This window comes from Candidatus Flexifilum breve (genome assembly GCF_016713355.1).
Genome location: NZ_JADJPI010000037.1, coordinates 960,622 through 985,655 on the forward strand (window position 1 = coordinate 960,622; position 25,034 = coordinate 985,655).

Annotated in this window: 24 protein-coding genes; 7 read left to right on the forward strand and 17 right to left on the reverse strand. The window is 57.3% G+C overall.

Annotation, left to right across the window (positions count from 1 at the left end; translation table 11 throughout):
- Positions 1-109 precede the first annotated feature (109 nt).
- From IPK17_RS35125 to IPK17_RS35170, 10 genes are all read right to left on the reverse strand, one after another.
- Positions 110-1,564 (reverse strand): tetratricopeptide repeat protein, encoded by a 1,455-nt coding sequence (locus tag IPK17_RS35125; RefSeq protein WP_343422378.1) that lies wholly within the window; start codon positions 1,562-1,564, stop codon positions 110-112.
- Positions 1,564-3,405, reverse strand: a complete 1,842-nt coding sequence (locus IPK17_RS35130) for an AfsR/SARP family transcriptional regulator (RefSeq protein ID WP_343422379.1) — start codon at positions 3,403-3,405, stop codon at positions 1,564-1,566. Before IPK17_RS35130 ends, IPK17_RS35125 begins: the two co-directional genes overlap by 1 nt.
- Positions 3,406-3,531: 126 nt before the next feature.
- Entirely contained in the window at positions 3,532-3,852 is a 321-nt protein-coding gene (locus tag IPK17_RS35135) for an NAD(P)/FAD-dependent oxidoreductase (RefSeq protein WP_343422380.1), read from the reverse strand.
- Entirely contained in the window at positions 3,849-4,034 is a 186-nt protein-coding gene (locus IPK17_RS35140) for a hypothetical protein (RefSeq protein WP_343422381.1), read from the reverse strand. Before IPK17_RS35140 ends, IPK17_RS35135 begins: the two co-directional genes overlap by 4 nt.
- Before the next feature lie 4 nt (positions 4,035-4,038).
- On the reverse strand, positions 4,039-4,635 hold the full coding sequence (locus tag IPK17_RS35145) for an FAD-dependent monooxygenase (protein ID WP_343422382.1): 597 nt from the start codon (positions 4,633-4,635) through the stop codon (positions 4,039-4,041).
- Positions 4,632-5,471: a hypothetical protein gene (locus IPK17_RS35150; RefSeq protein ID WP_343422383.1), complete on the reverse strand. Its 840-nt coding sequence runs from the start codon at positions 5,469-5,471 to the stop codon at positions 4,632-4,634. The genes IPK17_RS35145 and IPK17_RS35150 overlap by 4 nt, the downstream gene beginning before the upstream one ends.
- A 24-nt stretch (positions 5,472-5,495) precedes the next feature.
- Positions 5,496-5,696: an Os1348 family NHLP clan protein gene (locus IPK17_RS35155; protein WP_343422384.1), complete on the reverse strand. Its 201-nt coding sequence runs from the start codon at positions 5,694-5,696 to the stop codon at positions 5,496-5,498.
- Entirely contained in the window at positions 5,693-6,643 is a 951-nt protein-coding gene (locus tag IPK17_RS35160) for a hypothetical protein (protein WP_343422385.1), read from the reverse strand. The genes IPK17_RS35155 and IPK17_RS35160 overlap by 4 nt, the downstream gene beginning before the upstream one ends.
- 15 nt (positions 6,644-6,658) lie before the next feature.
- The gene (locus IPK17_RS35165) at positions 6,659-7,474 is read right to left on the reverse strand and encodes an FkbM family methyltransferase (RefSeq protein ID WP_343422386.1); all 816 of its coding nucleotides are present in this window, start codon (positions 7,472-7,474) and stop codon (positions 6,659-6,661) included.
- Positions 7,455-8,621, reverse strand: a complete 1,167-nt coding sequence (locus IPK17_RS35170; protein WP_343422387.1) for a glycosyltransferase family protein — start codon at positions 8,619-8,621, stop codon at positions 7,455-7,457. Before IPK17_RS35170 ends, IPK17_RS35165 begins: the two co-directional genes overlap by 20 nt.
- Before the next feature lie 248 nt (positions 8,622-8,869).
- Here IPK17_RS35170 and IPK17_RS35175 point away from each other — a divergent pair, with 248 nt between their 5' ends.
- Entirely contained in the window at positions 8,870-9,646 is a 777-nt protein-coding gene (locus IPK17_RS35175) for a hypothetical protein (RefSeq protein ID WP_343422388.1), read from the forward strand.
- Between the two features lie 103 nt (positions 9,647-9,749).
- Here the strand turns inward: IPK17_RS35175 and IPK17_RS35180 are convergent, their stop codons facing one another.
- The 5 genes from IPK17_RS35180 to IPK17_RS35200 form a co-directional block, all read right to left on the reverse strand.
- Positions 9,750-10,637 carry a metallophosphoesterase family protein gene (locus IPK17_RS35180; protein WP_343422389.1) on the reverse strand — a complete coding sequence of 296 codons (888 nt, stop codon included), beginning with the start codon at positions 10,635-10,637 and terminating at the stop codon, positions 9,750-9,752.
- The gene (locus IPK17_RS35185; protein ID WP_343422390.1) at positions 10,634-11,392 is read right to left on the reverse strand and encodes a tyrosine-protein phosphatase; all 759 of its coding nucleotides are present in this window, start codon (positions 11,390-11,392) and stop codon (positions 10,634-10,636) included. Before IPK17_RS35185 ends, IPK17_RS35180 begins: the two co-directional genes overlap by 4 nt.
- Positions 11,393-12,223: a carbohydrate ABC transporter permease gene (locus tag IPK17_RS35190; RefSeq protein WP_343422391.1), complete on the reverse strand. Its 831-nt coding sequence runs from the start codon at positions 12,221-12,223 to the stop codon at positions 11,393-11,395. It abuts the gene before it with no gap.
- Between the two features lie 7 nt (positions 12,224-12,230).
- Positions 12,231-13,196, reverse strand: coding sequence for a carbohydrate ABC transporter permease (locus tag IPK17_RS35195; protein WP_343422392.1), 966 nt, complete (start codon positions 13,194-13,196; stop codon positions 12,231-12,233).
- A gap of 140 nt (positions 13,197-13,336) precedes the next feature.
- The gene (locus IPK17_RS35200) at positions 13,337-14,623 is read right to left on the reverse strand and encodes an ABC transporter substrate-binding protein (RefSeq protein WP_343422393.1); all 1,287 of its coding nucleotides are present in this window, start codon (positions 14,621-14,623) and stop codon (positions 13,337-13,339) included.
- Positions 14,624-15,307: 684 nt separating this feature from the next.
- Here IPK17_RS35200 and IPK17_RS35205 point away from each other — a divergent pair.
- Together IPK17_RS35205 and IPK17_RS35210 are read left to right on the forward strand one after the other, a co-directional pair.
- A complete protein-coding gene (locus tag IPK17_RS35205) occupies positions 15,308-15,478 on the forward strand; it encodes a hypothetical protein (protein ID WP_343422394.1) in 171 nt (56 codons plus the stop codon).
- Between the two features lie 116 nt (positions 15,479-15,594).
- Positions 15,595-18,366 (forward strand): SUMF1/EgtB/PvdO family nonheme iron enzyme, encoded by a 2,772-nt coding sequence (locus tag IPK17_RS35210; protein WP_343422395.1) that lies wholly within the window; start codon positions 15,595-15,597, stop codon positions 18,364-18,366.
- Positions 18,367-18,658: 292 nt separating this feature from the next.
- On the opposite strand, the gene IPK17_RS35215 is transcribed toward IPK17_RS35210, so the two are convergent.
- Positions 18,659-19,285, reverse strand: coding sequence for a hypothetical protein (locus tag IPK17_RS35215; RefSeq protein ID WP_343422396.1), 627 nt, complete (start codon positions 19,283-19,285; stop codon positions 18,659-18,661).
- 329 nt (positions 19,286-19,614) lie between these two features.
- On the opposite strand from IPK17_RS35215, the gene IPK17_RS35220 reads away from it, so the two are divergent.
- From IPK17_RS35220 to IPK17_RS35235, 4 genes are all read left to right on the forward strand, one after another.
- Positions 19,615-20,217 (forward strand): hypothetical protein, encoded by a 603-nt coding sequence (locus IPK17_RS35220; RefSeq protein ID WP_343422397.1) that lies wholly within the window; start codon positions 19,615-19,617, stop codon positions 20,215-20,217.
- 387 nt (positions 20,218-20,604) lie between these two features.
- Positions 20,605-21,459 carry an SMI1/KNR4 family protein gene (locus IPK17_RS35225; protein WP_343422398.1) on the forward strand — a complete coding sequence of 285 codons (855 nt, stop codon included), beginning with the start codon at positions 20,605-20,607 and terminating at the stop codon, positions 21,457-21,459.
- A 364-nt stretch (positions 21,460-21,823) separates the two neighbouring features.
- Positions 21,824-22,114, forward strand: a complete 291-nt coding sequence (locus tag IPK17_RS35230; RefSeq protein ID WP_343422399.1) for a hypothetical protein — start codon at positions 21,824-21,826, stop codon at positions 22,112-22,114.
- 35 nt (positions 22,115-22,149) lie between these two features.
- Positions 22,150-23,521, forward strand: a protein-coding gene (locus IPK17_RS35235) for an IS3 family transposase (protein WP_502749753.1) whose coding sequence is annotated in 2 segments (ribosomal slippage) — positions 22,150-22,491 and positions 22,493-23,521 — 1,371 coding nt in all. Because the reading frame shifts where the segments join, the coding sequence is not laid out codon by codon here.
- Here the strand turns inward: IPK17_RS35235 and IPK17_RS35240 are convergent.
- Positions 23,460-25,025 (reverse strand): alpha-L-arabinofuranosidase family protein, encoded by a 1,566-nt coding sequence (locus tag IPK17_RS35240; RefSeq protein WP_343422400.1) that lies wholly within the window; start codon positions 25,023-25,025, stop codon positions 23,460-23,462. The two genes, IPK17_RS35235 and IPK17_RS35240, sit on opposite strands and share 62 nt — an antisense overlap.
- Between the last annotated feature and the right edge of the window lie 9 nt (positions 25,026-25,034).

A 25,034-nucleotide genomic window follows, 5' to 3' on the forward strand; every position in this document is an offset into this window, starting at 1 on the left:
GTCGCTTCAAGCTTTTCATCAGATACGGTTTTCCACCTTACACTGGAAATCATTAACTCAGCAGTGGTTTACCGCCTTACTCACCAAAAGTGTTCAATCTCACTTTGGTTCATGGCTGCAAAGCAGCTTCAACGTCGGTCACCACGGTCATCAAGTCGAGTTGTGCTCCTTCAGCAAGCAGTCTGGCGATACGCTGCGCGCCGAGGGCGGTTTCCAACGCCGGACGGAAACTGGCAAAGGTGTCGCGCTTAACCTGATCGACACCCGGATGCGCCAACACAGTCCCCGCCCAATGCAGCGCTGTGTGTAAGAGCGCAGTCTGTTCATTTGTGCTGACGGAGGGGCTAAAGGCGCGCAAGATACGCAGATGCACGGCCGTGAAGATCGGCGTAAGTAACTCAACCTCGGAAGTTTGTGCCATCGTCAATCGCAAGCATTCCAGTGTCGCTTCTTGGGCACCAGCAAAATTCTGTTGCGCGGCGTACACGAGTGCAAGATAGGCTAAATCCCCGCTGATGTTATAGTTATTCTCTCGTGCACGATGCGTTTCCAACGCCCTGTCGAGGTACTGCTGGGCTTCCTCGAGCGCGCCGTAACGGTAAGCCAGGTGACCTAGTTCGGCAAGAATGTCGGGAACGACCTCTAGTTTTGCCTGTTCCGCCAAGTCGAGTGCCTGCTCCAAATAAGATTGCCCCGCGTCAAGATTGTTCATAGCAATGCTGGTATTGGCGAGCGCATGCAGCGTATACACAATCACGGGCGGGAACTGGATGCGCTGCGAAAACTCCAGCGCTTGCTCGTAGACCCCGAGAGCGTCGGTATGCCGACCCTGTCGATTGTAAATGAGGCCGATACTGGTGAGGACGCGGGCGATTTCGCGGTAACCGCCTGCTTTGACGGCCCGATTATACGCTTGCTCATAATACTGGAGGGCTTCATCCAAGCGACCGTCGGCAGCGGCGCGGTCGCCTTTTTCGTACAAATAATGGTGGATGCCCAGTGCATCGCCCAAGTCACGGCGGATAGCGTGGGCGCGTTCCCGATACTCCGCGGCCGCTGCCAGCTCCCCACGCCGCCGCGCCAGATCGGCGCGGACAACCAAGATTGCCGACATCAGTGGAGCATCACCAACTGCTTCCGCACGCGCGTAAGCATCTTCAATAAGGCGATAGCTCCTCTGCACATCACCTTTTCGGTTCAGTGACCAACCGAGGGCGTATAGATGTTTCGCTTGGGCGCTGACGTCACCTAACTGCTCAGCGGCTTGCAGCGACTGCTGCAACCACCGCTGGAGATCTTCATCAGGAACCGAGGTATACAGCAGTTGATAGCCGTCGCGCACCATCTGCACAAATAACCGCGCAGCCACCGGGTGGTCAATATGGTCGAGCAGCCACGCCGCTGACTTTTCGATTTGTACCCGTTCCGCATTGAAGGCCAGGACCGCGGCGACGCTGCCTTCAAACCCGCGCAGGTAGTCTTGACAGGCCTTGCACACGACCATCACATAGTGCGCGGCCAAGCGAAGTTGGGCTTCGTAAACCCGCGATTGTTGACGTTCCATCAGGTATCAAAGCTTTCGAGCAAGACGCGGGCATGGAGGACGAGCAGTGCGTGCATCTGAAACCGGCCACCGCTGATCGGTTCGAGCAGGCCGCGATTGACCAGTGTGCGCACGGTCGGTTTGGGATCAGTCACGGACCAGGCAGCCGCCAACGCGGCTAGATCGAAGGTCGCGGGCTTGGCCGAAAACAGACCTAACAGCGCGAACCGAAACAGTGTCTCCTCATCGAGCACAACGGTGCTGCGTTTCAGCAGCGCCATGACGGTCGGCGCAGTATAGCCATCGTGGGCCGGCAAGGTATCATTGGGTGCAGGCGCGACCAGCAGCCCTGCTCCGGCATGCAGTTCAGCCAGCAATTCGGCGATCCCCCAACCAAGATGCATTTCCTCATGGAGCAGCCGCCCGGCCACTTGCACAGCGAGCGGCAGTCCTTCGAGATCGCGCACCAACTGCAAGGCTTCAGCCGGATGTTCGTCCACAACCTGCGGGGCAAGCCGCCGCAGCAGCGACAGCGCGAACTCATCCGTCAGCACCGGCAGGCGGTAAACGTCGCTCGATGTGGGCGCGAGTGCCCGCGCTACACTGTTTAGCCGCGTAGTCAATAGCAGGACACTACCCGGCCCACCCACGCGGAAGGGCGCGGCATGTTCCACCTGCCACACGTCATCGACGATTAGCAGAACATGGCGGTCGCTCAACGCAGAAAGGAGCTGGCTGGTCAATTCGTCCACTGTGGGCGTCTTTCCCGGCGGAATCAGATGGAGCGCTTCTCCCCACACCATCAGTTTACGCAGGAGATTCGGGTTTTCGCCGAGCGAGGTCCAGAGGATGCCTTCGGAGAACCGTGCTTTGACTGTGGGATCATGGGCGAATGCTCCCATCGTAGTGCTCTTGCCGACGCCGGGCCAGCCTTCAATGACCGTGACCGAACGCTGGGAAGTTGATTTCGGCAGTCCTACCCGTGCTTTGAGTTCCGTGATGGCCTCATCACGACCAACAAGCAGCGGTGGCAGTGGTGGTAGGACGCTGACCGCTGTGTTTTTGTCAAAAGTGCGTGGGCGGGATTTGAGCGGCGCGCTTTCACCCTCCCGGATCGCTTCAAAGAGCGCGACTGTTTCCGGCTCGGGCAGCGTCGCCAATTCTTCATCGAGCAGACGGACGCAGTCATGATACTGCTTGAGTGCTTCGCTGCGCTGACCGCTCGCCGCGAACAAGCGCATCAACAGACGGTGGGCACTTTCGTCCAGCGGATTAATCTTCAGCCAGCGTCGACCGTAGCTCAGCGCCTCGTGGAGTGAGGTAGCCGACACAATGCCGGAATGCTCCGCTAACCGTCGCAGTGCTGTCGTGCATTCCCGACTCAGCCACTCACGCTGACTGGTCTGCCAGTGATCAAACTCACTGCTGTCGGACAGACTAAAGCCTGCCATGAAATCATCATGGTACAGATTGACAGCTTCGTTGAGCGCGGCAAAACACGCTGCGCACAACACACCGTCAGTGTGCAGATGCCCCCGCGTGCGCGCCAAAGCTCCGGTAAATCCACGCACGTCAACCTCTAGTGCCTCGAACTTGAGACTCACGGCGGAGCGATCTGCATCCACCCATTCGATGGGAGATGCGCTGGATAGATTATGGAGAACGCCCCGCAGTGAGATTCGACTGTGTTCATCATCTTGATCCGGCCAGAACAGGGCAGCCAGCGCTTCGCGCATGAGCGGGCGTTCAGTCAGCGAGAGATAAGCTGCCAGCGCGAGCGCCTTACGCCGCACGCCAACAACAGGCTGCTCCTGATATACCAGACGAGGGGCACCAAACAACTCGAGTTTGAGTTCAGCCATGCCGATGTTGCTCCGATGAAGCGTAACTATGCTTTTGTCACGTGGGAATGCCTTTCATTATAGATGAAAACTTCTTCATGTTTGAATTTCTTGGGTCGAAATTTCTAACCGGCATCGTCGCAGCGCTTAACTGGTGTGAAAGATGGCTCGCGAGATGATATTCGGGGCGATCGTCGCCAGGTTATTCAGAATTTCGGCTTCCTTGAAGCGACCGCCTAGCTGCGCGCGCCACCGTTCGTCGAAGCGACTGAGCGTTCGGTCCGAATAATCGCCGTTCCGCTGCGCCTCGATGATAGTCTCAGCAGCGCACTGCCCCGTGAACAACGCTTCGTAGATGCCATCACCTGTGATCTGGTTGACAAAGCAGCCCGCATCACCGACGAGCAGCGCGCCCGGAAACACCCGGCGGGTATCAAATGAGAACAGCGGTATCTGCCACGATTTCACGTCTTGCAGGGGTTGTCGCCGATCAGCGCGGCGATACGCGGTTTCTGGCAGAAGTGTTCGAGAATGTCCGTCAGCGAATACGGTTGCGTCTTGTAGAAGTCGGACCGAATGCCCATGCCGATATTGGCGCGGCGCTGGTCCACTGGGAAGAACCAGGCATATCCGGGAAGAGTTTCTGGCATAAAGTCAATCTCGATGGCCGGGTCGAGATCCGCCGTGGTTTCCACATACGCGCGCACCGCGACCGCGACGTACTTGGTCTCCCGACGTTCCCCATGCAGCGCGCGCCAGCGCCGAAGTCGCGCCATCGGCGGCGATCACGGTCTGCGCGGAATAGCGAACGTCCGCCGAGCCGCGCTTGCCCTCCACGCCGACCACGCGTCCATCCGCCATGAGCGGCGCGGTCACGCTGACCTGCTCGAAGACCGCGCCAGAGGCGAGCACATGTTGAAACAACAGGTCATCGAAACGGTAGCGCGGCGCAATAAACGCTTCCGAGGTACTGAAATCGGCGTTGGTGAGTTCGAAGACCGAGGTTTCGTCGGTCATATTGCGATGGACGACGCGCTGAATGCGGTTGAAGTTGGCCGCACGGATCCTGTCGGCGATGCCCAGCGCTTCGAAGATGCGATACGCCGCCATGGGCACCGCATCACCGCAAGGTTTGGGGCGCGGGAAAGCGGCACGGTCGAGCAGCAGGGTGGAGAGACCCGCTTGCGCCAGTAAAGCGGCGGCCGTGCTGCCTGCCGGGCCAGCCCCGACGACAATCACATCGTACATCATGCGCATGCTCCTTCGTAGCGGTGATCTAGTGGAGAAGTCAGAAAGCGGTGGGCAAACTCCCGGATCGTGCAGGTTTCGCTGCTCATCAAACCGATATTCAACCAGCCAAAATAGTAATAGAGCGAGCGGATAATGTCGTGGCGTGAAGTGCGATTCACCCGTTGAATCAACTGCTCACGGTTGCGCAGTCGTTCGTCAATGTCGGGCACGAGACCGGTCAGCACGCTGCGCAGCACGGTCGTACAGGGGTTGTGCTGCGCATGTTGTTCGATCTCCAGAAGCGTCTCAGGTGGGATCAAGCCGACGGTATTCAGACTGTGAGGCAGCCGATGATACGAATTGACGGCGCTGTTATCAGCCTCCAACCGCTGGGCGAGATTCGCCGTCACGCGCTGTAATAGGTGGTGCGCCCGAGCACGATCTGCCACCGAAACACGCGGCTTACTCAAGGCCAGCGCCAGTTCGTTGGCGATCTGTTCTTCCTGCCACACATTGGCGGTCAAGACGCCGTGATGTTGGCGCAGGTGATGGGCGAGCTCATGGGCAATCAGCCAGTCCAACGTCAGCCGCAGCAGTTCGATCACCTCATCATTGTGGTCACAGCCGAACAGGGAGCGCAGCAGTACCAACTGCAGTCGTCCCTGGGCTGTCTCCCGGTCTGGCAGTGCGAGTGAGATCGCCTGCTGCTCCAGGTCGTAATAGCAGAGCAGATCATCGGCGGCGCTGAGGTGCAGTTTGTGGCTGAACTCAATCCCGTGCTGCTGCAGCTGAGCCAAGGCCGTGCGAAAGTAGTGTTCACCCAAACTGAAGAGATCGCTGTGCGGTTTCACGGTCATCGAACCTCGCTTTTCCTGCCGGACCTACATTGCAATGCCTTGATTGCTGAACTTTTCGGCCATGACCCGCAGTTCTTCGACCTTGAGACCGGCCAGTACCTGCAGGATTTCCGGAGTTGCTTCAATGCCTTCGGCCTGCAGGACCGCCCCCGGCGACGCAAGCAAGGCTTCGGCAAAGTCAGGTTCCGTCATCACTTTCATGATCACATCTTCGATGTTGTTCACGTCGGGTCTCCTTCAGCTAATGGGGTGTTCTGTGCGCGGATCAGCGGTGACAATGCGGCCAGCGAGGCGAACATTTCGGTGCGCTGAGCAGCGAGCAGGTCCCCGCGGCTACGCAAGTATTCGGACAACGGTGGGCTTTCGAGCAGCGCGGCTTGAGCATGCAGGTTGTCGAGCCAGTGTTCGAGCGTCGCCAGCCCCCACGCGAACCCTTCGCGCAGCAGCCACCCAAACAACGACTCGTCAGCTCGCTTGCGCCGCTCGCCTTCGCACAGAGAGGACGAGGCCGTCTGATGCTGGAGATCTTTCTTCCAGCTCAGGACATCATTCAAGAGTTGATGCCAGCAGCCGAGGTCATCATAGAACGCTTCCCACGCTGGCAGTCGGTCGAGCTGATCATGACGCGCCAGCACGGCTGCAATCGGGATTTTGCCGGCGACGACCTTCTTCCCGGCAATCCGCTGAAAGCTGGCGAGATCGATGTCATCGCTGCTGCTATCTTCAATGGCAAACGCGGCTGACTGTGTATTCCAGCGCGCAAAATGCGTCCAGAACGCATGCGTGTGCTCAAAATACTGATGATAGGTGGTGGTCGCCTGAGCATGAAAGACTCCGGTCATGGGCAGCAGGGAGCGTTCTACAGGACTTGCCTCGTCCATCACGTTGTCAATCATGCGGATGAAGTAGTAGCCGCTCACCGACGAATACACGAGAGCGGCCTGAAAGTCCGCATTGATCTGACCGCTGACCGCCTCTTCGACCCACAGCGGCAGTAGCAGCATCGGGAACGCCAGCGGATGCTGGAAATAGTCGGCGGCGCGCCCGGCACGGCTCAGGCCATTCATCCACGTCGCGGCACGATCGGCCAGCACCGGTGCGAACTGACGCAGATCGGCGATCAGCTGGTCAATGGCTGCGGTGGTGAGCCGCATCGAGAAAGTGCTATCCATTCCGGTTCTCCTGCGCTAACGCCGCGCGTAGACTGCGTAAATCTCGGTGTCGGCGAAGTACGGATCTTGCTCGCACACGATGGTCTGAAAGCCCTGCTGCTGGAGCAGATCGCGGACTGCCTGCAAGCGACCATCGCGATCATGCACTTCCGCAAAGATCTGCTGCACCTTGCCCCAGTCGCCCGCCTCAAGCCCCCGGAGCACATCGAGTTCGCTTTTCTCAGCGTCAATCTTGAGAAAGTCAATTCGCTCAAGCTGGTGGCGGTGAATCACCTGCGTTAGGGTTTGCAGTTCACACATCACAAATTGGCGCTGGTTGATGTAGCGCGCCAGCAGTTTGATGATCGGCTGGCGCACCAGCGACGGGAACATCCGAACCCACGCGAGGTAGGGTGGCAGTTGGTGCAGGCTGCGCGCCAACAGCGTTTCCGTGAGCTGGCGATCCGCTTGGCCCGAATCGGGATACACGGTCGAGGCGAACGTCGCGTTCGGGTAGTAAGCAAACCGAGCCATCCCGGGAGCGCCGGACAAACCGACGTTGATCGCTTTCAGGCGCTTCGGGTCGATGTTCTGAAAGTTCGCTGCCAGATGGTGGTAAATCGCCGGAATCGGCTCGAAGGCGTAGACCGCGATCTGTCCGTCACACTGGTCATACGCCCACAGCGAAAAGATGCCGATATTCGCCCCCACATCCACGACGACCGCGCCGGGCTGGAGCGTGAGCCCATGCTTAATATACGCGCTGACTTCGCCGTACATCAAGGTGGCTTCTTCGCTGCGCGCGGCGGTGATCTCCATGCCGTTGGGCAGTTTAGTCCGCTGCGTTCTCATAGCTGACCTCCGCTGCATGTAAACCGCGTCCGTAGGCGACATCAACAATCGTGTCGGCGATTTCAAACACGGCGCGATGCCACTCGCGTTCCAGTCTGTCGTTAACCGTCGGCGAGTGGAGAATCTTTTCGACCGCGCTGGCCAGTTCGGGCACGCGGATCACCGCGCCGACGCCTGAGTGTCGCAGCCACGCTTCATTGCCGCGCTGCACCAGCGCCAGAGACTGCGACTCAACGGCCAGCAGAGCCGACCGGGTTACCAGCGCTTCGGTAATCGTCATCGATCCCGGTTTGCCGACGATGACGTCGGCGAGGTGGTAGTAATGAGCGGGCGCTTCCGGGAGAAAGCTCAGAACCAGCTTGCGATAGGGCGTCGTCAGCGCGGCTAGGTACGCATACAGTGCCTTGTGCCGCCCACAGAGAAAGATCACATTGAGCGGCGTCGTGACCTTACTGAGTTCGTCCGCGCAGCGTTTCACGAGAACTGACCCCTGTCCCCCAAAGCCAACCAGCACGGTTGGCACTGTCGGGTCGAGCCCCAGTTCGCGCAGCGCCGCGGCTTTGTCGGGGGGGACTGGAGCGTAGAACAAGGGGTCAATGGGCATCCCACTGGCCTCAAGCCGCCGTTCCAAGGGAATGCCGAGCGCCGCGGCCTTCTGGTCGAGTTTGGGCGTTGGATTGATGTAGTAGGCGTCCATGCGCAGGTCAAACCAGTAGTTGCGCATCGTCTCTTCGTAGTCGACGGGCATGACCACATACGGGCAGTGTGGATGGATGAGATGCAGTGCGCGTTCCAGCAAGAGATTGCAGATGGGCATCACCGACACGACCGCATCCGGCTGATCATCCTGCCAAAAGCGGGCAATCCGCTGGATCATCGAGGGTGGGATGCGGGCTTGAATCACTTGAAATAACCCCACCTGTTGGCGGGCAAAGTATGCGCGCTCATGGCGTACACCCCAGTTGAATACACCAATGCCGATTCGCGCGAGTTGGTAGAGCGCAGGCTGATACGCCACAATGTCAGTGAAATTGACGGTTCGCACCTGCACCGGTTCGCCCTGCCGATCCAGCGCCGCTTTCAACGCCAGCGCCGACGAGCGGTGGCCGGATGTGACATCAAAATAGATGAGATCGATGCGTTTCATCACACTCCTTGTTGGCAGTAATCTGATCAGTGGCGGGCGAAACAAAATGATGTGCGCAGCATAACGGGCGAGCGTTACAGCCCCGTTACAGCAGCGTTAAATTGGGGGAATGGGCTGGTCAATGGACGGATTTCGTCACAACAGATCCGCTGCAGGAAGAATCGAATGGCGCGATCGGCTCAGCGAACTGCACCACAACTACTATCGAGCTGGTTAACATAAGGATAATGACGCGCGGATATGGTTCTTTGCTACTTCAGCGTTACCATAACCCGAAAGACCCCGGTATGCAGCAGATCCGGCAGCTGCTTAATAGCGGCTACAAGCAGGTGATGCCGGCAATTCGCCTGATCGGCGAGGATATGAAGCCCCAGGCGTTCGATGTGTATTCCCCGAAGATCCTGGCGGCCATTGCGGGACTTGAAGATATCCTCGCCTCCCGCTGCATCGCCATTCCGATGCGCCGCACGGACAAGAAGATGCCATCGTTCCCACCAGACTTTGATGGGGCAGGGCTGCGCCACCAACTCTACACGCTGGCGCTGACCCATTTCAGAGCTGTTTACACCAATTACTCCGAACGTCCAGCACTGCACACGCTCCATAATCGGTCTGGCGAACTCTGGTCACCGCTGGTCGCACTGGCCGCCTTCTTCGAGGAGCAGGGCGGCGTCTCTGGTCTGCTTCAAGCAATTGCGACGACCGCCGAGATGGACGAACAGATTAGCGAAGGCAAAGCACTCAGTGATCGGGAAGAAGCTGTTCTGCAAGCGCTCGAATTGCTGACACGCGGTCGCAGTCAACTGACCTGGATCAAAGCGAATGATTTGCGGGAACGGGTGGCGCGGCTACTTGGGCAGGCCTCCGATCGGATGGGGGATGGCCAATGGATCGGCCATATCATCAAGCGGTTGCATTTGGCTGACGAGGGGCGGCGCAAACGCGCGAACGATGGGATTACTTACGCCATCCAGCCGGACGAAGTACTGGACATGATGCGGCGTTACGATGTGTTGCCAGTGTAGTGCTATATAAGGAAGCGAAAAACCGTTCACACCCTACACACCCTTCACTTCTTCCCTCAGGATTCGTGAACGGTGTGAACGGTTTACGGACTTTGGCCGTATTTTAGTTCTTGGACGCCTCGACCACCGGGTTGGTGTACGCATACCGGCGGATGTACGTCTGCTCTTCCGTTACGATCACGATGTTGAAGCCGGGGTTGCCGCGATACGGGTGCGTTGAAGGCGACAGCGCCGGGAAGATCGGCATTTGGCCGAACGGACTTTGCACGCACGTGTACAGCAGCCCATCCTGAATGGTATCGACAGCCTGATGAATGTGGCCAGACAGCACCACACTCACGTTGGCGCCAGACTGGCGGATGGTGTCGCGCAGCGTTTCGGCCTTGGCGAACCCGAAGAAGTCGAGCATGTCGTTGCCTAAGCTGATCGGCGGGTGGTGGATGGCGATCACCGTCGGCATCGCCTTGTCGACCGCCAGCAGATCGCGCAGCCATTCGATCTGCGCATCGCTCAGGCCGCCGGCGTGGTCCACGCCGTTGCTGGCGCTATCCATGCAAATCACCCGCGCGCCGTTCTGGCTGATCACGTAGTCGAACGTGTCGCCGGTTGTCGTGACGGTCGGCATCAGGCTGCGTAGCGCCGGTACGTTGTCGTGGTTGCCCGCCATATAGTAGATTGGCACATTCAGGTCACGGAAGATCTCCGTCACCGCCTCGTACTCCTCGACGGTGTCCGGGTCCGTCATTGTATCGCCGGTGTGCAGCACGAAGTCGATCGGGAACGGCAGCGCGTTGATTTCCTGAACCAGGGCGCGGTTGGCTACCGAGGCCGGAATGTCATGAATGTGCCCGACGTTGATGCCCTTCTTGGCTAGGTTGGCCATGTAGGCGGTCAGCCGTTCCGAGTAGTGGTGGGGGCGGAACTCGGTTTTGTCGCCAACCGTGATGTGCGTGTCGCTGATCTGAACGAAAGTCAGAAGAACCTTGGTCATCTTGCGTCTCCTTGGGGTGCATAGGGCTGAATGAGGCGTTCACGAATGCGGTAAATCTGGTTAGGCGACAGACCCAGTTGTTTCACGTAGGCCTCGACCCCGCCATAACGCGCGTTCAGGTGGTCGATCAGGCTGCGCAAGTCCGCCGGGTCGCTGGCCAGCAGCTTCTCGAAGGTGGCCTGACGCTCTGGGCTGTCGTGCTGCGGCAGGAACGCGCGCATGCGCTCCATGGCCACGCTCGTCAGCGCGAAATCTTCAAGGATCACGTCCTGCGCCACGCCTGCTAGACTCAGCAGCAGCGCCGCGACGATGCCGGTGCGGTCTTTACCGGCCGTGCAGTGAAATAGCACCGCGCCCGCCGGCGCGTCGGCGATAATGTCCAGCGTTTCGCGCAGCCCAGCCTGGCACTCGTCCACGATATGGCGGTAAATGACGACTAGGTCCGGCGGCAGGCTGACCGTGCCCGCCGACATGTTCACCCGATACACAGAGGCGTGGTGGTAGGCGACCTCCGCCGACGTGCTGAACACGTCCGGCGCGGTCTCCAGTTCGCCGAGGTGTCGCAGGTCGATGACCGTGCGCACCCCGTAATCGATCAGTCGGCGCTGATCGTCGGTCGTCAACCGGTGCAAACTGTCGCCGCGTAGCAGTTCCCCCCAACGGGTGACGCCGTCCGGAAGCGGGTAGCCGCCCAGGTCGCGCACGTTGAAGGCGCCGTCCAGGGCGATCCAGCGAGACTCAGTGGTAGGGAGCATTTAGCGTAATCCTGACTTGACGAAAGAGTCGACAACCTGGCGCTGAAGCAGCACATAAATGATAAAGATCGGCAGCGCCGTCAGCGTGGCGGCCGCCATCATCGGTCCCCACAGGTCGCCTTCCTGGGTGAAAAAACCTTGTAGGCCAAGCTGAAGCACGCCCGTCTCCATGCGGTTGCTGACCAGCAGCGGCCAGAAATAGTCGTTCCACGCGCCGATGAACTGGAGGATGACGAGCGACGCCAGCATCGCCCGCAGGTTCGGCACGATCACCCGCCACAAAATCATCCAGCTTGTGCCGCCATCCACGCGCGCCGCATCGATCAGGTCATGCGGGAAGCCCTTGATCTGCTGGAACAACAGAATCATGGCGAAGGTCGAGACCATCGACGGCACAATCATGCCGGCCAGTGAGTTCAGCCAGCCCAACTGCGACATCAGCACATAATTGGGGATCATCGTCACCTGCTGCGGCACCAGCCAGGTAAACGTGAACAACGTGAATAGCGCCCGTTTGCCGAAAAAGTCCCAGCGAGCGAAGGCGTACCCGGCCAGCAGGCCGATCAGCACCTGCGCCACCGTGCGCACCACGGCCATCACCGCCGTGTTGACGAACAACCTGCCGAGCGGCAGATGATTGAGCACGTAGGCGTAGTGCTCCAGCGTGACCGAGCTTGGCAACAGCGACGACGCGAAAAAATCACCCTGCGGCCGAATCGAGGTCACCACCATCCAGTAAAGCGGAAACAGCACCAGCAGACACAGTGTGCCGATTAGAATATGGCCGATCCAGCGGACGGCCGTGGGTTTGTTGTGGACGCCAACCATCATCTCTCCCTCAGTGATCGTAGAACGAGTAGCGGTTTTGCAGCCACAGAAAGATCACCGCGATCACGCTGAAGCCGACGAACATCAGCACCGCCGCTGCCGAGCTCACGCCGATGTTGAACGACCGGAAGCCGTAGTCGTATAACACGGTGTAGATATTGCTCGTCAGGCTGCGGAACGTGTTGATCGAAGCCACATTGATGTGCACGAACGTCCACTGTGACGAGAAGAGCACCGTCAGCAGCGCCACGAACAGGATCGACGGCGACAACAGCGGCAGCATCACGAAGCGGATCATCTGCCAGTAACCCGCGCCGTCGATGGCCGCCGCCTCCAGGTACTCCCGGTTGATGTTGGTCAGCGCCGCCGCGAAGATCAGGGTGCAGAAGCCGATCAGCCCCCAGCCAGTGATGAACGTGATCGACGGGATCATCAGTGCAGGGTCGCCCATGAAATTGATCGGGTCAGCGTGGAACAGGTCTTTCAGGATGTAATTCACGATGCCGGTATACGGGTGCAGAATCCACCGCCACAGCACCGTAACTACCACCGGCGCGATGATCACCGGCGTGAAGACAATCGCCCGGTACAGGCCGCTCGCCCGCCCGCGCATACCATACGTGAAAATGGCGATGACGATCGGCCCCACTAGCGAAAACGGCAGCAGCCCAACCGTGTACGCGACCGTGTTAATTAGCGCCTGGCGTATTTCTGGCAGAGACAGTACCTGCTGATAGTTCGCCCAGCCCACCGGCGTCTTCGGCGACGTCGGCAGCAGGTTCCACTGGTTGAAGCTGAGCATGACGATCTCAATCAGCGGGCGGTATACCCAGATAAACAGCAGCACCAGCGCCGGCAGGAGGTACAGATACGGCTGCGCTCGCTCAAAAAGCGGCTTGCCCACGACGGCACGACGGGCGCCCGTCGCCTCGGCGCTCGACCGCGCGCCGGTATCCAGCGAAAGTCCTTGTTCCATCGGAACACTCCCAGCTAGCAAGCCCGTCGGCGCACTGCCTCGCGAACGGGTTTGCGTCTCTTTGGGTGAACAGCCCGCCCTGTCTACGTTACGTGCAGGCGGGGTGGGCTGTATAGGCAGTCAGGTTGACGACATCCTGCTTACTGCGGCATGAGCGCCTGAGCGCGCACCTGCGCATCCATCAGCGTGGCCGGGTCGGCGTTGTTGAAGATGACGTTGGTCTGGGCTTCGGTGATGATCTGCTCGATCTGGCGGTAGTTGGGGCCGGGGAACGACACCCAGGGCGTGAGTGAGTCGAGCTGTTCGAGGTTCGGCAGATACAGCGGATTTTCCGCAATCCACGTGCCCAGATATTCCGGGTCGTTGACGATGGCCGGGCGTAGCGGCAGGTAGCCGATCTGGCTGGTGATGATGGTATAGCCACGTTCGCTGGTCACAAACTTGATGAAGTCCCAGGCCGCGCGCTGCTTGAGCGGATCTTGGGACAGGATGAACAGAGCGCTGCCGCTGTTCACCGGCACGGTCGGCAGATCACCGTAGGAGGGCATCATACCCATATTCAGAACCTGGCCGGTCTGGGCAAACGAATCCTGGACGAAACGCAGCGCGGCGGTGGTGTTCAGCATCATCGCCACTTGGCCACCCGCAAACGCCTGGAAGGCTTCGACGCCGGCGGGCACGTGCGCGCCGCTGTTGACCATCGCCTGCAAACGCGCCATCGCGCCCTGACCCGCTTCTTCGCCGAACATGAGCGTCGTGCGGTCTTCGCTGAGCATACGGCCACCATTGCTCATCACCAGCGCCTGCGCGATCCAGCTCTGCTGGTAGATCGACACGCCCTGCTTGTCGGTGTTGGCGACAACCTGCAGTGCCAGTTCTTCAACTTCGTCCCACGTGGTCGGAACGGTGGTGGGATCAATCCCGGCTTCTTCGAGGATGGTCGTGTTGATGTACAGCACGGGCGTGCTGAAGGTGAACGCCATGCCGTAGGTCAGGCCGTTTTGTTGGCCGAGGGGCAAACCCCGCGGGTGGAAGCCTTCGACGTGCGCCGCCCATTCGTCCACGGGCACAATCTGTTCCAGCGGGGTAGCGCCGAAGTTATTGATGACAAAATCGAGATCGTTGAAGATCAACTGCGCGACATCCGGAGGATTACCCGCCGCGAGGTCCGCCTGCGTGCGCGAGACAACTTCGGTCGCAGGAACGCCGACGCCTTCGACGTGAATGTTCGGGTGAAGTTCCTCAAATTCGGAAATGAGCTGTTCAGTACCGGCAGCGCCAATGCCCGCCGAAGCCAGATTGTAGCTGTAGAAGGTGATAGTGACGTCCTGGTCCGCGCCCAGCGGAGGCAGGCCATCCTGGGCAGAAACGGCGGCCGTGACCAGGAACAGTGCAGCGACGAACAGAGCGAGTACGTGTTTGCGCATCTAGGGTCTCCTGTGTAGATCGATCACGGACGATTATTCTTCTCTTTCATTAAATCCTAAACCGCGTCATATTCAGGTCGCTTTATGTGGACGTCAACGATTGCTAATCGATTTCACGTGAATGATTAACGTAAATGGCGAATTCCAGCTCATACACTCGATTGTCCCGAATGCGCCCCCGTAGCGCTCAGTTCCAGCTCGCTTTGAAGCTAGTTGAAGAAGAAGCGCGAACCGCCAGGCTCTATGCCTCTAAGGCTTGCCCGGTACTGATTGAAGGTCTTTTATGCTTCAGAAAGGCTAATGCTGGTTCCCCCACACCCTCATCTCTCTCCCACGCAAGCGGGGAGAGGGGACTAGAGGGTGCGGAGTGTCAATTCCGACGTGGACGGATCTACGATCCGCTTATTCCTAACTGACGTTGATAAAGGAGTATGCTGCCTATTTCAATACGGCTCGACCTCATCAAGGCATTTCTGGGCAGATACCTATTCCATCAACGAGTTTGAGTTCTGACCCAGCGATGAGTGGACAAGTCACCGCGTTTCCCATATTTGGAGGTTCGCATCACGACTATCGGCGGGTGGTATGAACCTTAGCTTTTCCCTCACATACGCGAAGTAACCCCCACAGGTATATCGGTGTAAACTGACGAATGCGAAAATCGATGTGGGGCAGTTGGTGGTCATGAACGATTTGCGGCGTACGTTGATGACCGATGGCAAACTCTATGATGGGCGCTACTGCCTCGTCGGCGATCTCAACTGGGCGTTCACTCGCTACGGGATTGATGTAAACAAAGCCACGCTGGAGCAGATGGCGGCGTACTACGATGTCTCGCTGGAAAGCTTATCTTGACGGACAGCGCTGGGCCAAGGCGAACCTCGCGCAGTACGGCGTTAATGTGCCCGAGTATTTGCAGCGGCATTCACTCGACGATTAACCCACAGGACATGCGACGACTTAGAGGGAATATGGTAAACGTCTTCATTTCCTATGCCCGCAAAGATAGCGCTGATGAAAGTTTGCGCTTGTATACCGATATCCGCGCACGCGGCATCAGGGCGTGGCGCGATCAGCGCATTGATCCCACTGCTGATTTTACGGGCGAAATTGAAAATGCGATCAATGAGGCGACACATGTGATCGTCGTGGTGACGTCCGATCTCAAACGCGCGGATAGTTTTGTGCGGTTGGAAATCGGCTATGCGCTGATGCAAAAGAAACCGATCATCCCGCTGGTATTCCCCGGCGGACACCGCCCGATTGTGATCATCAACCACACCTATATCAACTTTGCCGATTGGGACGCGGGCTTGGCGCTGCTGGTACGCCGTTTGAACAATCCCAACGCCGAAGAAATTGACCCGCAATCCCAGCGTGACCATGAGATCGCTTACCTCCAAACCATCGGACAGAAGTACGATCACTGGCGCGATCTGTATACCGATATGGCGGCGACGGCGCGTCTTGAGGAGCAGAAGGTTAAGCTGAAACCGGCGACCGCACGGACGATTGAAATGCGCCACGCGTTTCACCAACATATCAACCACAGCTTGGATGCTGAAAAAGGCGTGACGGTCAAGACGGAGAACCTCGACGAACTGCTGGAAGGGCTGCGGAATCATCGCCGCGTCGCGTTGATCGGTGATCCGGGTGCGGGCAAAACGACTACGCTGGAGCGGTTGGCATACGAATATGCGAGTGCTGCCGCCGAAGAAACCGCTGAGCCGTATCACCGGCCGCTGCCGCTGTTCGTGCGCTTAGGTGCGTACACCGGTGAGGACTTCACGCAATTTCTCGAAGTGGGCTTCGGCGGGCTGCATCTGCGTGAGTATCTGCCGAAGCGCGTGGTATTGCTGCTCGACGGCTTGAACGAAATGCCACCTGCCCACCACACCAAATTAGAGGCGTGGCTGCGCAGTCATCGCGATGTGGCGGTGATCGTGTCTTGCCGCAAACTGGATTACGTCGAGCGCAAGCTGCCCTTACAGCGCGTCGATTTGCAACCGCTGGATCTGGAACGCATCCGGTTGTTCATGAGCAACTATCTGGAAGATGAGGATCGGGATACGCTGTTCTGGGCGCTGGCGGGCTATGATGCGCGGCGGGCGTGGACGTGGTATCAGCAGGTAGCAAAGGATGCCACCTACCGCGAGTTCTTCACTGGGGAAGATAAACCGGGGCCCAACTGGATACCTGAGCTTATACTGTTGGACAAACTGCGCCAGTCGCTGCGTGAACAACACACATTACCCGATATGCTCGGCGTAGTGACCAACCCATTCTTGCTGCAAATCGTGATCGAAATCTTCGCGCTGAGCGGTGAACCGCCGCGCAGCAAGGGCGATCTATTCGGGCGCTTCGTCGCGCTGCTCTTGGAAGAACGCGGCAAGACGGCGGTGCGCCCAGACCGGGCATGGATCAACGAAGCAACGCAGAATCGGGCGCTGGCGGCGCTGGCCTACCGGATGCAGAGCGATCAGACTGGCACGAGCGTGAACGCTGATTTTGTGCTAGCAGCCTTCCGGCAAGCAGTACCTGAAGCGGACGCCACGCTGCTGTTGTATTTTGCGGTGAGCGCCAGGATCCTCGAACAGACTGACACGGTACGGTTCAATCACCAACTGCTGCAAGAGTATTTTGTGGCGTATGAAATGGACGAAGACCTGCGGCGCGGCGTACCGGCGAGCAAGTATTTCCCGTCCGACGAGTGGTGGACGGCAACCGGGTGGGAAGAACCGGCTCTGCTGCTGGCGGGGGTGCGCGGCGAAGCAACGCAAGTCGCGGAATGGCTCACACCGGTGCAACCGGATCTCGCCTATCGTGTGGCAACCGAGAGCGGCGCAGCGTGCGCGAATTCGGCGTTGAAGCCGCTATACGAACCCGCACCGGGAGCGCGACGATCACCTTACGCTGTAGCGGAATGGGGACGGCTGAACCACGAGCATGATCGCCGCCCCGGCGTTGGTTTGCGTCCTGATGGGCTGCCCGATCTGGCGTGGTGTGATGTGCCAGCAGGTAAGTTCCTGTATGGACAAGACACGCAGGAACGCGAAATCACGTACAACTTCAAGATCGCCAAATATCCGGTGACGTTCGTGCAGTTTCAAGCTTTCATCGACTCTGGTGAGTACGACGATCCTCGTTGGTGGGCGGGTATGCCGGATGCGTATCAACGGCAGCCGATGGCGGAACAGTACAACCCATATCGCAATCACCCGCGTGATAGCGTGTCGTGGTATCAAGCGGTGGCGTTCAGTCGCTGGTTGGACGCCAAGTATCGGGCGGCGGGCTTGATCGGGAAAGATGTTGAGATTCGCCTCCCGTTGGAATGGGAATGGGAATACGCGGCGCGGGGCAGTGACGGGCGCGAATATCCGTGGGGAGATGGCTACCGGGTGGGACATGCCAACCTCAATGAGCAGGAACAGGGCGTGGGACCGTATTTTCTGTGTCGAACGACTGCGGTCGGGAATTACCCGCAAGGAGAGTCTCCATTTGGCGTGAGGGATATGGCGGGGACGATCTGGGAGTGGTGTCTCAACGATTACCTTGGGGCTCTTTTAGTAGAGTATTATAATATATACGCGGTGAAGGTGGTGCGGGGCGGTGCGTTCACCGATGATCAACGCTACGCTCGGCCGGCGTATTGTGGCTACGACTCTCCGAGCACTAGTGCCGACGCCTTTGGCGTGCGGTTGGTGGTGTCCGTCCCTGTAGCGTCTCTGATCTCCGGTGAGTGACCCCACTGGTCTATCCCCAGTTTATCGGGGGTAGACCAGTCAGCGGGGGGCATCGATCTGCTGACCGTCTCCCTCGATGAGCTGGCGTGACCCCGGCTGATTACGGGTGGGTTGGCTAATCGCGTGATTATCTTACCTGTCTAGGCCTTTTGCTGTTTACTCGGTTCCTGGTGGACGCAGAATCGAATCCTCAATTGAGCCAGTCACGATCTTGATGCGGGGCATCGTCGATCCATGCGGCATGCGTTCGTGTTCAAACGACCAGCACCCATCGATGTTCTCAAAAAACAGATCATAGCTCGAGATGTTCGTGTAACCCATCTAGGTAACGAGGTGATTGACCGGACGCGATGGCAGTCGCAACAATGCGAGGGCGTGGCGCATTATCTGGCAAATCCCCATATGCACCATAGCCGTCAGTTACGGCAAGAATGTCGCCCACTACTTTCAGCGCAACCTCTTGGGTCAATGCACGGATTTCCTCCAACGATACGCCATTCTGTATCAGTTTGTTGACCCATTCTGGTTGCCACTGACTTGATCCAGCGCTTGCGCTGCTTGATAATCTCATTGGATCTTTGAGTACAAATCGTTGCAGATGTCGGACGAACAGAAAGTAGCTGAGTTGCGGTCTATCGTGAAGCACCTCTGAGACAACCCGTGTCAAGGGTATCTCCGCCCCTAACCGATCGTAAATTGCCATCACCAATTGAGCTTTACGCTGGTAATAAGCAGGTAAACGCTCAATCCAGTGATTGAAATAGTCTGGCTCATTTCGTTTCTGTGGGTAATCCTTATCGTTGAGCGTGTACAATGGAATTAGCTTCAGCTGTTCGCGCTCTTGTTCCGAGGGCGTTGTCTTCAGTAGATCATTCCAGTGATCGAAGAGCGTTGTGAGCGATTCATTTTCGAATGTCATTATTCTCTCAGTTCATCATCTACTGCTCATTCCGATCAAGATTGTATCTTACAGGCAGGGTCGGTCAAAGGAAGATTCAACGTGTTTAACAATAAGCCGTAATAAGCCTCTGTGAGCAATCCTGGGGCGAAAGACGTGCGATGAGAGTGTATTTATTGTCGACTGACTTTGACCTCGATATCAGCTCTTGAACCCGGTTAATTAATCACAAGCGGGTTGGTACCGCTGACGATCGCCTTGCCATCCGAAGCTCGCGATGAACTCGGATACCGGCTTGTTTTCGAATTGTAATAAACTAATTTCAGAGAGCGGCTTTTATGGAGTATCTGATGAATTATGTGTTCCAGCCTCTGACGGCTGAAGACCAAGAGCTTATCTACCAGATCAAGTCCAAGGTTCTCCTGAATTCAATTCAGGCCACGCTTGATAACTGCCATCAACAGCCAGCGTCTCCGGCATCGCTGGCGGACATTCACAGGGTGGAAACCCAGATTGGGAGCCCCTTACCACCTTTGATCCGCGAAATCTTCCTTCAGGTCGGCGATGGTGGGTTTGGCCCTGCTCACGGCATTACAGGACTCACAAGCAGCTATCTAACTGAGGATCGCTCCTTTGTTGACCATGTGCTGCACACCGCTCAAGACATCAAAGCTCATCTAAGTGAATCGATTGCAATGTCCGAACGGGCGGGCGCTGGTGATGCGCGGTTACTTGAGCAGGACAAGCGACACCTTCAGCATTGGAACGCACTGGGCCTTGAGACACTCATTTGGTATTGCAACTGGGGCTGCAATATCGTGACTGTAGTCGATTTCGGCAAACCAGAGCTGCCCATTTTCTGCGCGGATGGCTTAGACATTCGAGCCGAAAACCTCAGAACACTGCGCGAATGGTGGTGGGGATGGGTGGATGGGTCCCTGATACAACCCTAGCACGATGAGGTTCATCGGTTAGTCCGACCTGTGGTGGAGGATTGAACTCGGCTATTGTGCCGCCCCAATGGCCAATGCCGAATTGTCTGACGACCAGAGGCATAGCTCACGCTCCACAGGCACCATGTTCTCTCATCGAACCACAAAGGCCGTCTGCAAGGACGGTTTTTTGATTCCAGGAAACGTGTTGTAATAGCACGCGCTGAATCCAAGCCGATTGTGGGCTTATGTGAGAACTCACCGCTTTTTCAAGGTCACATTGGGAAAATAAAACTCATCATCGCTGTTTCGTTGTGGAATCACAGCATAGTTGACAGTGTCATCACATTCCCATAAACGAAAGCTCTATAATCATTGTCAGGTTCATATTCAATAAGGGCAGATTGTATGATGCAGAGTGTAATCCAATTGGCGGCTCATCTGAAGACATCGTTGCACTCGCCTGCGAACGCGGTCGAACTGAAAGCCTTAGAGCGTGCGCTGGGTTATCCTTTGCCTGAACAAGTGCGTGCCCTTTACACCACCACCAATGGTCTGACATTCAATGCTCGAGAAGGCTATCCGCAACCCAGACTTATGACTGTAGAAGCAGTAACGGAGTTCCTGCGCGTTTCTGAGTGGGATAAACGCTATTTCCCTCTGACGGCAAACGACGACTCGAATCATTACTGTGTGCGCTGTGATGAGGCGTTGATGGGCTATGTCGTTTATGTGGATCATGAGGACTTACCCACAATCAAGTTTCGCGATGTTGACACATTTATGAAGGCACTTCAGAAATACTACCACGATGGCTTTACCTACCCGCAGGAGGGTTTGTACGACACAAATGACCCGGAAGCAGCAGATCAACACGATGTCCATTTCGACCGAATGAATATTCACGGTGTCCCGTCACAATTTTTGCAGCCCGAGCGTACCCCACACGATCTTGCCGCCGCACGCCGCCTAATTACGTCAGTTCACGAGACCTTCCGACCCGACAACCGCACTCATCGTTATGAAATGTACCTGGCGTTATGGCTTCTGAATGACGCGGAAGAAATAGCCGCCCTGTCACGCTATGTCAGGATGGATTTCCTCATCGAGCGTCTCCAGTCACTCCCGGCAAGCCATGCACAGTCGACAATCACCCAGCTCACAGCGCGGTTGGACATGTTTACGGAACAGTGTGCAGAGAAACTCCGGCAGTTTGGGCTGAATGTGTGGAATAAGTTCAGTTCCCCGGTGACATACGGCTAGAAGCCGGCTCCAAACACCTTCGTTACCCCTATTCTATGGCGGACTTGTATTTTTGGAGTCACTGGTACACGTCCGAAGCGGAGCTAGATCAATTAATTCTGCAGCGCATTATGAGTGTTGAACGTAGATCTGACTAACTGACACCTGCGACAAACCTTCATTTTAAGCCCTCTCTGCAACGAGGGTTTTCAATCTACTTGGGTTACGAACGATCCGCCCAGCTTTCAGCCGAATAAAGGCCTTAGCTCAATTCATGAACTGCAATACAGCTGTCGACTCGGGAGGTCGACGTCTGCTTGATTCCTGAGAGGAACATAGAATGGCACGCGCTGAGTCGAAAATGATCTGCCCATTGAGGAGCGCCATGTCCGACTTGAGCAATGAGGTGCGCGACCTGCTCAACACCAGCTACCCGGAAATCGCCAACGCGACGCTGCGCGAGCGCGACGAAAACGGACTGCACGTGGTTGAATTGCTCCCGCAGTCGGTGCGAAGGTTGAGCGTTCACACGTCGAAACCTGCATTTCTCGCCCGAATTCGGAGCAATTCAATCCACATGTTGCTTGCGCCGGTCAAGCAACTCTTGATTGGCCAGTCCGGTGCCGATTCGATAGCTTGTACGGGTTCAAAGCCTGTGAGACACGGAAGGCGGTAAAGTTAGGAGATACTTTCCCCATCTGAGATCAGTGAATGGAGGCAAGTCAGATGGCAAAAGAAGAGAAGGTATCTGCCGAGCAAGTGGTGCGGGATATTCGTCGCCAGACGCGCAAGAAGTACAGCGCAGAGGAGAAGATCCGCATCGTGCTGGAGGGGCTGCGCGGCGAGGAGAGCATCGCCGAGTTGTGCCGTCGCGAAGGGATTAACCCGAATATGTACTACAAATGGAGCAAGGAATTTCTGGAAGCCGGCAAAGCGCGACTGACGGGCGACACCAAACGCGAAGCGACCAGTAGTGAAGTGGCGGGGTTGCGCCATGAGAACGAGCAGCTCAAGCAGGTGGTGGCGGAACTGCTGCTGAAGAACCGAGTGCTGAAAAAAGCGCGACGGACAGGGAGACGAGCGCATGGGACGACTAACCCGAACTTCAGCCAGCGAGAAGTATGAGATCATCCGCCTGGTCGAGGAGTCGGCGCTGCCGGTGAAACAGACGCTGGCCGAAATTGGACTGCCGCGCAGCACCTTTTACCGCTGGTATGCCCACTACCAGTGCGACGGGATGGACGGACTAGCGGATCATGCGAGCCAACCGCGTCAGTTCTGGAACCGCATCCCGGAAGCCGTGCGTGAGCAGGTGGTGCAAATCGCGCTGGAGCAGCCCGCGTTGTCGCCACGAGAGCTGGCTTGGCATATCATCGACACCCAAGGCTACTTCATCTCCGAGTCGAGTGTCTATCGTATTCTCAAAGCCTTTGACCTCATCACCAGCCCGGCCTTTGTCTTGGTCAAAGCAGCGGACCAATTCCAGCAGCCCACGAAGCGGGTCAACGAGCTGTGGCAAACGGATTTCAGTCAGTTCAAGGTGGTTGGCTGGGGTTATTACTACCTCTCGACCGTGCTGGATGACTTTTCCCGCTACATCATCGCCTGGAAGCTGACCACTGGCATGAGCCACACCGACGTGCAGGACACGCTCGACCTAGCTCTGGCCGCCACCGGGGTTACGCAGGTAGCCGTTAAGCATCGTCCCCGTCTGCTCAGCGACAACGGTTCCGCCTACATCTCAGCGGATCTGGCGGAGTATTTAGTCCCGTATCAGATCCAGCACATCCACGGCGCGCCTTACCATCCGCAAACCCAAGGCAAAATCGAGCGTTATCATCGCTCGATTAAAAACGTGATCTGTCTGGAGCATCACTATTTCCCCTGGCAGCTCGAGCAGTCGATTGCCACCTTTGTCGAGCACTACAACCGACAGCGCTATCATGAGGCGTTGGGGAATCTCACCCCGGCGGACGTGTTTTTCGGACGGGCAGCCCAGATCTTGGACGCTCGTGCCATGGTCAAGCAGCGGACACTGGCACTACGACGGGCACAGCACCTGCTGTCTCACGCGTCTGCTTGAAATGATGGGATAGAATTGGGGAATAGTGTCTCTTAGCAAAATACCGCTTGTGTCCCAAAGGTTTCGACGACGTACACGGCATATTCGCGGCATACTCCCCCATATAGACTTTGGCGCCGTCCCGAGGATAGTTGTCATATCGGTGATAACCCTGAATGAACCACGCGGGGCGATTGTAACAGTGTTCATCGACACGCACGTCGGGATAGTCTGCATAGGCTTTCGCCCAGGAAGCCTCGATCCCTTTCCCCTGTGGGAAAGCGCCGCCTGAGAGCACACAAGTGATTCCCGGGTAGCGGGCATCAATTGCCCGTTTCACCACGTCGAACTTTTCCAGATAGTCTTCGCCATGATTTTCATTGCCGATGCCGATGTATTTCAGCCCAAACGGTTCGGGATGTCCGGCTGCCGCGCGCAATGCGGCCCAGGGATTACTGCTCGGATCGCCATTGGCATACTCGATGAGATCCAGCGCGCTTTGCACGACCTGCTCCTGAAATTCGGGGCTGCTGGTTTCCAGATGATGGTGGCTGCGGTACTGGCAGTTAAGACCGGCGAAAATCGTGGGCAGCGGTTCCATGCCTAGATCTTCGCAGAGCAGGAAGTACTCGTAGAATCCCACGTGATACGACTGATAGTAGCCGCCATCCGGCACGCCAGCACCCCACAGGTTGTACTTACCTTTGCGGTTGATGAGGGGGCCAACTGTATCTTTCCAGTTATATTCATTCCCCGGACCATTGCCCTCGACAATACAGCCGCCGGGGAAGCGCAGAAAGCGTGGCTTCAAGTCACGAAGCGCTTCAACCAGATCGCGGCGCAGCTTGCCTTGACTCCATTTGGGATTGTCCTTGCCCCATGTATCCGTGGTCATGAGACTGAGGCCGTCGAGATCGACCGCTCCATGCCCGTCGAAGCTCAATACGAGCTTGCCATAGCGGGTTTGTTTCCCAGAAATCGTCAGATTGAAGTGCTGCCAATTATCGGTGGGTGCAAACTGGCCCAGGGTTGTCAACGCCGTGCCTGAAGCATCGGTTACGCTGACGGTGATGCTGCCCGAATAGCCGCGGCTGCGTGCATAGGCGGCGAAGGCATAGTCTTGCCCCGCTTGAATGGACATTGCGCACGCCTGAGCGTGCCGTTTGCCGCCGTTAAAGCCTAGGTTTTCGAGGCGAGCTTGTCCCTCGAGCTGAATACGCGCATACCAACTGTTCTCGGCCACTGGATCATCATGACGACTTGCCAATTGTCCGCCGCTGAGCGTCCAATAGCGGAGTCGATCGACGACTGGCTGCGGATCGGGTTTGAGGAGGAACGAGATCAGCGAGTTGTACCCCTTCTTGCTCAGGTAAACCCCGTCGAAGCTGGCATTGTTGACCAGGTTAGCGTTCAGACCGCCATCACACGAGAAGTTGATGTCTTCCAAAAAGATGCCAAACAGCATCGGACTGACGGGGTGCAGCGGTTGGTCGGCGGCAATTTGCAGGGAAAGCGAGTGATCCATGAGGGTTAG